Here is a 10227-nt window from a genome sequence, read left to right as displayed (position 1 = left end):
ATCAACGGCTGCGGGTCCTGCGAGGGCAACGCCCCGGTGCAGGAACTGGGCGAACTGAAGACCTGCACCCGCGCGGGCACGCAGTGCGGCTCGTGCGTGCCGATGCTCAAGAAGCTCCTCGAAGGGGAACTGAAGAAGTCCGGGATCGAGGTCTCCAAGGCCCTGTGCGAACACTTCGCGCTCTCCCGCCAGGAACTCTTCGACGCCATCCGCGTCCTGGAACTGGACTCCTTCGAAGAGATCCTGGCCAAATACGGCACCGGCGCCGGCTGCGACATCTGCAAACCCACCATCGCGTCCATTTTGGCGTCGCAGCATTCCGCGTATGTGCTCGATGCCGGCCGTGGAACGCTGCAGGACACCAACGACCGCGCCCTGGCCAACATGCAGAAGGACGGCACCTACTCGGTGGTCCCCCGCATCGCCGGCGGCGAAATCACGCCTGACAAGCTCGTCGTCATCGGTACTGTCGCGAAGAAGTACGGCTTGTACACGAAGATCACGGGTGGTCAGCGCATCGATATGTTCGGCGCCCGCTTGGAGCAACTTCCGGAGATCTGGACGGAACTGGTCGACGCGGGGTTCGAATCCGGCCAGGCCTACGGCAAGAGCCTGCGCACGGTGAAATCCTGCGTCGGTTCCACGTGGTGCCGTTTCGGTGTCCAGGATTCCGTGGCCATGGCCATCAACCTGGAATTGCGGTACCGCGGGCTGCGCAGCCCGCACAAGCTCAAGCTCGGTGTTTCCGGTTGCGCCCGCGAATGCGCCGAAGCCCGCGGCAAGGACGTCGGCGTGATCGCGACGGCGGACGGCTGGAACCTCTACGTGGGCGGCAACGGCGGTGCGAACCCTGCGCATGCCCAGCTCCTCGCAGGCGGCCTGGATGACGAAACCCTCATCAAGTACATCGACCGCTACTTCATGTACTACATCCGAACCGCCGACCGCCTGCAGCGCACCGCGCGCTGGCAGGAAGAGCTCGACGGCGGGCTCGACCACGTGCGGCAGGTCGTCGTCGAGGACTCGCTCGGCATCGCCCGGGAACTTGAGGCGGCCATCGCCGCCCACGTCGAGAACTATGAAGACGAATGGGCCGCGACGCTCAAGGATCCCGAGCGCCTCCGCCGCTTCCGCTCCTTCGTGAACGCTCCGGACGCCGCCGATGAATCGATCGCCTTCGTTCCCGAACGCGGCCAGATCCGCCCGGCCACCCAGGAGGAAAAAGGCAGTGTCCTGATCTCCTCCGCCTCCATCCCTGTCCGCGGAATGGAGGGCTGAGGGCACGCTGCCGGTTCCCAGCCCGCGTTCACTTCCCGGTAACGCGGGCTGGCTAGGATCGAGCCCATGATTAATATGATCCAGGCCGTCATCATGGGCCTGCTGCAGGGAATCACTGAGCTCTTTCCGATTTCCAGCCTTGGCCATAGCGTGATCCTCCCCAAGCTTTTTGCTTGGAACCTGGACCAGAAAGCGCCTGAGTTCCTCAATTTCCTCATCGCCACCCATTTGGCGACAGCGATCGTGCTGTTCTTCTTCTTCCTCCGCGACTGGATCGAAATCGCCAAGGGACTGGGACGGTCCATCCGCGACCGGAAGGTGGCGCCGTCGGACACGTATGCGAAGCTCGGCTGGCTCCTCGTCATCGGTACCGTCCCGGCCGGAATCATCGGCTTGGTGCTGGAAAAGCCCATCCGGAACCTCTTCGGTTCCCCGCTGATCGCCGCCGCATTCCTGATGATCAACGGAATCGTCCTTTTCGCCGCCGAGCGGCTGCGGACCCGGGAAAGCCGCCGGTCCGCCCGGCCGGTAACCGCCACAGCGTCCGACGCCGAGATCGCCACCTTGACGTGGAAGCGCGCGTTGGTCATCGGCACCGCCCAGGCAGCCGCACTGATCCCGGGTGTCTCCCGTTCGGGGTCCTCGATGGTGGGCGGCCTGCTCTCCGGCTTGAACAATGAAAACGCCGCACGCTTCAGCTTCCTGCTTGCGACGCCGATCATCGGGGCGGCAGCGTTGCTCAAGCTTCCCGAACTTTTCGCTCCCTCAATGGCCGACGAACGCGGTGTATTCCTGGTGGGCGCCCTGTGTGCGGGCGTCGCGGCCTGGTTCGCCACCAAGTTCCTCTTGCGCTTCTTCGAGACGAAAACCCTCAGGCCTTTCGCGATCTACTGCGTGCTGGGCGGCGCGATCTACTTCGTCCTGATGCTCTTCATGGGGTAAGACGCAGCTAAGGCATTGAAACTGTCAGGGGGCCCGCATAGGGTTCTGATTGTCTCCACCACCCACTCATGAAACCGTGGCACCAGCCGCGGCAACGACACAGGAGCAAACATGCCTACGCCTGAAATCACCCCCGGCGCACCTTGCTGGATCGACCTGATGACCTCGGACACGGAAAAAGCAAAGTCCTTCTACAACACGTTGTTCGGCTGGACCTTTGAGACCGGGGACGAGGAGAAGTACGGCGGCTACATCACGGCTTCCAAGGACGGCAAGCTGGTAGCCGGGATCATGCAGAAGCAGGAAAACATGGCCCAGATGCCCGATGTCTGGTCCACCTACTTGCGGACCGACGACATCAAGGCAACCGCGGAAGCCGCTGTGGCCAACGGCGGACAGGTCTACATGGAACCCATGGAGGTCCCGGACCAGGGAACCATGGCAATGTTCGCGGACTCGTCCGGTGCCGCAATCGGTGCTTGGCAGTTCGGCGAAATGAAGGGCTACGAGGTAGCAGCTGAAACCGGTGCGCCTGCCTGGCACGAACTGTTTGCCAAGCAGTACGACTCCGCCGTCGCCTTCTACCAGAACGTCTTCGGCTGGGAAACCACGGTCATGGGAGACACCCCCGAATTCCGCTACACCACGCTCGGCGCCGGAGATGACGCCAAGGCAGGCATCATGGACGCTTCCGGCTTCCTTCCTGCCGAGGTTCCGTCCTACTGGGGCGTCTACTTCGCCGTGGACAAGGTTGATTCCACCATCGAACAGGCTGTTTCCCTGGGCGCCACCGTCATCCAGCCGGCGGAAGACACCCCTTACGGCCGGATGTCCACCCTGACCGACCCCACGGGCGCTATTTTCAAGCTCATCGAAAACCGTCCTTCCTAAGGGCATCGGCCCCGGCCCTCGCGGCCAGACATCGCACCACCAAGGAGCATGCTCTCCCTGCGGCGTGAGCAGTGGACATATTCGGATTATGTCCACTGCTCGCGTCCAGCGCGGAGCATGCTCCTTCTTTGTTTGGGGGACATCGCTGTTTAGTTTGTGGGACAACGCTTCGGCGTGCGCGGAGATGCGGCTTTGCTGTTCGCTTCGCCCACACCCTCCACTGAGCATGCTCTCCCCTGGACTCGACGAATGGACATATTTGGATTATGTCCGCTCCTCACGCCCAGCGCGGAGCATGCTCATTTTTGACCGCGGAGCATGCTCATTCTTGGAGGGGAAGGCCGAGCATGTCCCTTGCGATTTCGTCGGCATCGCGGAGCGTACGCTGGCCGCTTCGGTACACCGGCCCATCGGAGGGTCGGGCCTCGGCGGCAATTGCCGTACCCCATTGGGCCGAAGAAAGCTGCAGGCCAAGGACATACATCCCGCGAGTCACCGATCCGTTAGCACCCACCGGCCTGTACGGATGCGCTTGCACGTCCAAGCCGGAAGTCTGCACCGGAACACCCTCAACGGTCATCATCATCTTGGGCCGCACCAACCCATCGGCCAGCAATTGCCCCATGAACGCAGATACGCTCGCACCAACCCTGTTCGCCGGAGACATCGCCTCGATCAACGTCTTGGCTTCCGCGGCGTCGTCGTGCACCCAGGCCGAAACCGCCCGGAAAACTCCCTGTGTGTGGTCCACGCTGAAGCGGGGATCCGGCCCCACAAAACTCACGACGCCGGCACGCGCCAACGCGGCCAACTGCTCGGAACGCAGCGCGGGAGGCCCGCTCGCGAGCCCCTCCACGAACGATTCGAACCAGCCGCGAAGCTCACCTACCCAGGTCTCATCCGTGATTCCGCCATCCGCGACCGCCGTCTTCAAGATCGCCCTTCCCGCATGCAAAGCACCGATCGCCATCTTGACGGGGTCGGCCTCCCCCAGCGCGGATCGGCGAGCGTCGTCGTCCAGGTAATCCACGACGGCGGTGTCCAGTTCCTTCCGGGAAGCAAAGGAACGCCCGGCAAGCGGCGCCGCGAGGCCCAACAAGTCGAGCCGCCTCGACGTCGCGACATGGGCCGCAACCAACTCGGCAACCTGGTGTTCCCACCGAGCAGTTGCGTGGGCATGCGGTTTCAACAAATCCTTGAGCGCCGCCAGGAATTCCGGGGCGTCGGACACAGCCACCGGTTCGGCGACAACCAGCGTGGAGTAGTACGCCCACACGGCATCCCGGTGAAGGAGCGGCCAAAGGTCGTGGTCGAAACCGGGCTGGATGCCCGCCGTCGCGAATCGCTTGAGCGCCCCTTCGGTCAGGTACCGCAAGCGGACCGACTTCGGATAGTAGCCGTCCAGGCCCGCCTTGGCCCGGTACGGGGTGCCGCGCCTCGAGGCTGCAATGATCTTCGGTTCCCGGCCCGACGGCACGTACTTGAGCTTCCCGGCGATGCCGTCGCCGACCCGGACGAACCTGCCACCCCGGCCTTCAGTCAGCTGGCCCATGACGTCGAAAAAGTTGAGCCCCATTCCGCGAACCAGCACGGGTTCGGCTTCCGGCACCAGGTCCCAGTCGACGTCGGCCGGCGCGGCCGGCGGAAAGTAACCCAGCCCCACTTCGCTCGCTGCTTCGCTGAACGAGCGTTGTTCCGGGTTGAGGCGGGACTCAAGGTGACCCAACGCGAGGACGAGGAAATCGACGGCGAGCCGCCCGCCGTCGTCGAGTTCGACGTCGAACCCTCCACCCGCACGCCCGTCCGCCGTCCGCTCCTGTACTGGCCGCGCGGCAACGGCACTGCTCCGGTGGAATTCGACGTCGACGCTGGCCGGAAGCCGCTCGAGTAGCGCGTCGAGCGTGGAGCCGAGGTACCGCCCGTAGAGCGCGCGGCTGGGAAAGTCGTTGGAAGCGAGCGCGGAAAGCTCCTTGAGTTCCTCAGCACTCAGGTCCGCGCCGTCTCCTGCACACTGTTCCACGCGCCATTGGTCGAAAGAACCCCCGGCGAGCGGCGGCGCAAGCTGCGGATCCTCAGGGATCAAGGTGGGGTAGAACGACTGCGTGTTCATGAGGTAGAGCCGGGATTGTCCGGGCTGCCAGACGTGGCCGGGACCGGCCGGGAACGGATCGACGAGGTCGATGTGCAGGGAACGGCCCTCGGTCTCCATCGCGGCCCAATTGGCGAGCAAACGCTCGAGCACGCTGGTGCCCCGGGGGCCCGCCCCGATCAGCCCCACCCGTAACTTCCGCAATTTTCCCACGCCCAAGCCTAACGTCTTGTGACTTGCTTCCTCCTCAGACAGGCACTCTAGGATGGGGCATGACCACCACAGCAGCTGATCAAGCGCCCGTGCCCGACAACCGGACAGCCCAGGGAAACGCAACCGCGCCCGAGCCCGTTGACGAGAACATCTGGCTCGAGGACATCCACGGCGAAGAGCAGCTGGCCTGGGTCCGGGAACAAAACGCCCGGACCGAGGACTTGCTCGACGACGCCGAGTACGCCGAACTTGAAGCCGGAATCCTGGAAGTCCTCGACTCCACGGACAAAATCGCCATGGTGAACAAGCGCGGGGAGCACTACTACAACTTCTGGAAAGACCAGCAGAATCCCAAGGGACTCTGGCGCCGGACCACGTGGGAGAGCTACCTGAGCGACGAACCCGAATGGGACATCCTCCTGGACATCGATGCCCTGGCCGCCACCGAAGGCGAAGAGTGGGTCTTCCACGGCGCAAACTTCCTGCGCCCCGCCGACGGCGAACCATACCGCCTCGCGATCGTCGCCCTGTCCCCCGACGGCGGTGACGCGAACCGCCATCGCGAGTTCGACGTCGAGACCCGCCGGTTCGTGGACCCCGCCGCGGGCGGATTCGACCTTCCGGTCGCGAAGGGCAACGTGAGCTGGCTCGACGGCGACACCCTCCTGGTCGCGTCGACGGCAGACAGCCTGCCCAAGACCACGTCCTCCTACGCCCGCACTGGGGTGAAGCTGCGCCGCGGAGAATCGCTTGCTGCCGCAGAACGGATTTTCGATATCCCCGAGGACCACATGATGGCGCTCGTCGCCCACGATTCCACACCGGGGTTCGAACGCACTTTCGCCGTCGACTGGATCGATTTCTTCAACCGCACCACCTCAGTACTGCGCGACGACGGCTGGCTCCCGATCGAGGTGCCCACCGACGTCAACCTCAGCTCGCACCGCGATTGGCTCATGTTCCGTCCACGGCAGGACTGGACGGTTGAAGGCATGACCTTCCCGGCTGGCTCGTTGCTGGCCGCCGATTTCGAGGATTATCTTTCCGGCGCTCGTGACTTCACCGTGCTCTTTACTCCCGACGAGCACACCTCCTTGCAGTCCTGGAGCTGGACGCGCGACTACCTGCTCCTCAACCTGCTGCATGATGTTTCCTCCGAAATCAGGGTTCTCGACCCCGCGCGCAAAGACAACACCGGCGGATGGGCCATGACTTTGCTCGACGCGTGCCCGCCACTGCACGACGTGAACGCCTACGCAGTGGACGACGAAGACGAAGCAGAAAGCGACGACGCCGGCAACGACTTCTGGCTCGTAGCCACCGGCTTCACCACTCCCACCACGCTCACCCGCGGCACCTTGACGCCGGGCATTGCGAGCTACACCCTCGACGGCGGCCACGACGGCGGCGTTGCAAGCACCCACGCGGTGGTGAAGTCCTCGCCGTCGTTCTTCAACGACGCCGACTACGAAGTCCAGCAGCATTTCGCCACATCCGCGGACGGCACCCGCGTGCCCTATTTCCAGGTTGCCTCCAAGGACCTGGATCTCGACGGCGAGAACCCCACGCAACTCTCCGGCTATGGCGGATTCGAAGTCTCGAGGACTCCCGCCTATAGCGGCACGATCGGACGCGCGTGGCTGGAACGCAGGAGCGACGCCATCAATTCCGACGGCGGCGAAGGCCCGCATTCGCGCGGAGGCGTTTACGTTGTGGCCAACATCCGCGGCGGCGGCGAATACGGCCCGTCCTGGCACCGTGCCGCCCTTCAATCAAACCGGCACCGGGCGTTCGAGGATTTCGCGGCCGTTGCCCGGGACCTCATCTCGCGCGGCGTCACGAGTCCTCGCCGGCTCGGTTGCGTGGGCGGCTCGAACGGCGGACTGCTCGTAGGCAACATGCTGACCCAATACCCGGAGTTGTTCGGGGCCGTGTCCTGCGGAGTGCCGCTGCTGGACATGCGCCGCTACACCAAGCTCTCCGCGGGCTATTCATGGATTGCCGAATACGGGGACCCCGACATGCCCGAGCAATGGGAATTCATCCGGACCTTCTCGCCTTACCACTTGCTGCGTGACGGAGTGGACTATCCCGAGACGTTCATTTGGACCGCCACATCCGACGACCGCGTCGGCCCGGTCCAAGCCCGGAAGATGGCCGCTCGGATGCAAGCGATGGGCATCCCCAACGTCTGGTATCACGAAGCCCTTGAAGGCGGCCATGCAGGAGCGTCGGACAACCGGCAGGCAGCATCTCTCCAAGCCCGCAGCCAGCACTTCCTCTGGAAGGCGCTGGCCGGAAAGCGGGAGCCGGGGCTGTAGGCCTGCCCGTTTTGCGCTGCGTGCCTGGTTCTGCGTATCCTTGGTGGGCTAGCAATAGCAATTGGAGACGTGCCAGAGCGGCCGAATGGACTTCACTGCTAATGAAGGGTCGGGGTTAAACTCGACCGGGGGTTCAAATCCCCCCGTCTCCGCCCGCGGATGCCCGGTAACTCAACGAAGTTGCCGGGCATCCCCCCAAGATCGGCGAAAATCCCCCCACGGGCATAAGGAGCCGAATCGAAATGGCCACGATTGAAGCCAGAAAAAACAAAGCTGGGACGATCACCAGCTACCGCGTCGAATGGTACGACAACGGCGTAAGACGCAGGCAAACACTGCCGACCGAGACCGACGCCGCCAAGTGGAAGCACCTGCTCGAAGCAGTCAAGCACGACACCAAAGCCGCCGAGTTGGCTCTACTCCGCGAAATCTCCCGGTCCCCCTCATTCGAGGATGTAGCCAACGGCCACATCGAGCGATTGATCAATGTCCGCGAGTACACCATCAAGCGCTACCGCGGGTACATCAAAAACCACTTCGACGGACTCGGGAACCTGCCAGTGGATCAGATCACCGAGGACGATTTGATCCGCTGGATTCAGCGCATGGTCAAGAAGGGCTGCTCACCCAAGACCGTCGCGAACGTCCATGGCTTTGTGCACGCCGCGATGAACTCGGCGGTCCGCCGACGACTACGCCCGGACAACCCATGCAACGGCCGGCTGCTGCCCAAGGACAACGCCACCGACGACAAGGCGATGTTCCTGACCATGGATCAGGTGAACCTCATCATCAACCAGGCTGACCAGTGGCATCAGCCCATGTGGCGTCTTCTGATCGGCTCAGGGCTCCGGCTGGGCGAGGCAACGGCACTCACGCCGTCAGACTTCCAGCTAGACGCTGAGACGCCGTCTGTGAGGATCACCAAGGCCTATCAGGAGATGGAAGACGGATGGGCCGTCGGAGCGCCCAAGACGAAGAAAGCGCGCCGCACAGTGGCCCTCGCGCCGTCCACGGTGGAAGCCATCCGCGACCGCGTCGAATCGGCCGAGCGCGGGAAGCCAGTCTTTACGATCTCGCGCGACACCCTCGTCTATCCACAGCACCGCCAATGGCTCGATGCTTGGTACGACGCCACCAAAGCGGCAATCGCGAACAAGGACATGCCGCTGAAGCTTGAGAAGCGTCCCAGGATCCACGACATTCGCCACTCGCACGCTTCGATGATGATCGCCGGCGGAATGAACCTGTACGAGCTCGCGAACCGCCTTGGTCACGAATCCATCATCACCACCACCAAGACGTACGGACATCTTGTCCCAGACGCCCATTTCCGGGCTGCCGCCATGGTCGAGACGGCCCTGACAAAAAGCATCGCGTCCTAGACGCAGAGGAAGGCGCCCCTACCGAGCCGGTAGGGGCGCCTTTTTCCGTTTTGGTCTAGTCCTCGTACCCTTCACCTTCGGTGGGGGCGCGCAACGCTTCGATAGCCGCCTGCGAAACCGTGCCCCAGTCAGATCCCATTTCTTTGATGATCGCCTCAACGTCATTCAAGGTGAATGGGGCTTCGTCGCGAAGTCTCTTGTTCACATATGCCGGGGTAAGCCCAACCGCCAGGGCGAGTTGCTTCGCGCTGGTCCGGCGGCGCGCAAGGGCGGCGCGTAGCTCGGCCGCGAAGGCGCGGGCCATTGGCCCAGATTCCGGTTGCTTAGATGCTGGCACGCTCATGATGCTATCCGTTCCGGGTTCAGAAACCCCAAAAGGCATGCTGACGCCCTCATATCGATGTCGAGACTCTCATAATGAGTTTCAAGAGTCCATTAAGCTACCCACAAGCATGCATTATGCACTGCTGGATCCCAAATTTAAACCTCAGCCCTCATAACGCTACTCTTTAATGCGTGTAGACATTGAATCCAGTCAGGCAGAGGCAGGATTCGAAAGTGTCGGTCTCACGTCGTAAGCTTTGAGCTATCGAACATACTTTCGAAAAAATGGGGTTGGGATATGCATTTTGAGCGGTTGTTGGCACTCGCCGACGACGTGCCAGCAAGGGCGTCGCACGAGTCGGGGGGCATGAGTGCCGGTGCTGCAGGGAGTGTTAAACACGACAAGCGACCCATGACCATCAATGAGGTCGGGTCGCTTGTCAATGCGCAGGGGATGACAGTCCGGGAGTTCGCCAACCTAGCGAACTCGCTCGAGGTTACTCCGCGTCAGTTGTGGGACGAACGCGAGCGTCAGCGCGGTCCATCAAGGTCCCGGGAGCAATCCCCAGGGCCTCCGCGATCTTAAGGAAGGTCGGCATCGGAATGCTGCGCTTTCCAGTCATGTAGTTGCTCATGGTGACTCGATTGACGCTGATCTTCTCAGCAAGATCCTTCTGCTCCCAGTCGCGTTCGGCGAGCTCAACCTTGAGCTGAGTTACCATCGCCGATTCGAAGAGATCGCCATAAGTTGTCATGTGACCAATTTAAACGCATATCGATGACA

General features: G+C 62.8%; 8 protein-coding genes and 1 tRNA gene. 6 read left to right on the top strand and 3 right to left on the bottom strand.

The genetic code is table 11. The features are described from left to right. From E1809_RS24315 to E1809_RS24305, 3 genes are all read left to right on the top strand, one after another. Window positions 1-1278: (2Fe-2S)-binding protein (locus E1809_RS24315; protein ID WP_205754320.1), on the top strand; the 1278-nt coding region annotated here is incomplete at its 5' end. Window positions 1279-1344: 66 nt separating this feature from the next. Then, a complete protein-coding gene (locus E1809_RS24310) occupies window positions 1345-2220 on the top strand; it encodes an undecaprenyl-diphosphate phosphatase (RefSeq protein ID WP_133206813.1) in 876 nt (291 codons plus the stop codon). A gap of 111 nt (window positions 2221-2331) precedes the next feature. Next, window positions 2332-3111, top strand: coding sequence for a VOC family protein (locus tag E1809_RS24305; protein WP_133206812.1), 780 nt, complete (start codon window positions 2332-2334; stop codon window positions 3109-3111). A 322-nt stretch (window positions 3112-3433) separates the two neighbouring features. On the opposite strand, the gene E1809_RS24300 is transcribed toward E1809_RS24305, so the two are convergent. Continuing rightward, a complete protein-coding gene (locus E1809_RS24300) occupies window positions 3434-5413 on the bottom strand; it encodes an FAD/NAD(P)-binding protein (RefSeq protein WP_133206811.1) in 1980 nt (659 codons plus the stop codon). Between the two features lie 59 nt (window positions 5414-5472). Between E1809_RS24300 and E1809_RS24295 the strand changes: the two genes are divergently transcribed. The 3 genes from E1809_RS24295 to E1809_RS24285 all read left to right on the top strand — a co-directional run bounded on the left by E1809_RS24295 (window position 5473) and on the right by E1809_RS24285 (window position 9119). Continuing rightward, a complete protein-coding gene (locus E1809_RS24295; RefSeq protein WP_133206810.1) occupies window positions 5473-7734 on the top strand; it encodes a prolyl oligopeptidase family serine peptidase in 2262 nt (753 codons plus the stop codon). Window positions 7735-7797: 63 nt separating this feature from the next. After that, window positions 7798-7886: transfer RNA gene (locus E1809_RS24290), tRNA-Ser, on the top strand. A 90-nt stretch (window positions 7887-7976) separates the two neighbouring features. After that, window positions 7977-9119: a tyrosine-type recombinase/integrase gene (locus E1809_RS24285; protein ID WP_133206809.1), complete on the top strand. Its 1143-nt coding sequence runs from the start codon at window positions 7977-7979 to the stop codon at window positions 9117-9119. Between the two features lie 55 nt (window positions 9120-9174). Here E1809_RS24285 and E1809_RS24280 read toward each other — a convergent pair whose 3' ends face one another. Together E1809_RS24280 and E1809_RS24275 are read right to left on the bottom strand one after the other, a co-directional pair. Next, complete coding sequence (locus E1809_RS24280) at window positions 9175-9423, bottom strand: helix-turn-helix domain-containing protein (protein WP_133206808.1); 249 nt, start codon at window positions 9421-9423, stop codon at window positions 9175-9177. A gap of 517 nt (window positions 9424-9940) precedes the next feature. Beyond that, on the bottom strand, window positions 9941-10198 hold the full coding sequence (locus E1809_RS24275) for a helix-turn-helix domain-containing protein (protein ID WP_133206807.1): 258 nt from the start codon (window positions 10196-10198) through the stop codon (window positions 9941-9943). Window positions 10199-10227: the final 29 nt, after the last annotated feature.

The sequence above is a fragment of the Arthrobacter terricola genome, assembly GCF_004354015.1.
GTDB classification, from domain to species: Bacteria; Actinomycetota; Actinomycetes; order Actinomycetales; family Micrococcaceae; genus Arthrobacter; species Arthrobacter terricola.
The sequence above is the reverse complement of the archived record's forward strand: the minus strand, read 5'-3'. Positions and strand labels throughout refer to the sequence as shown.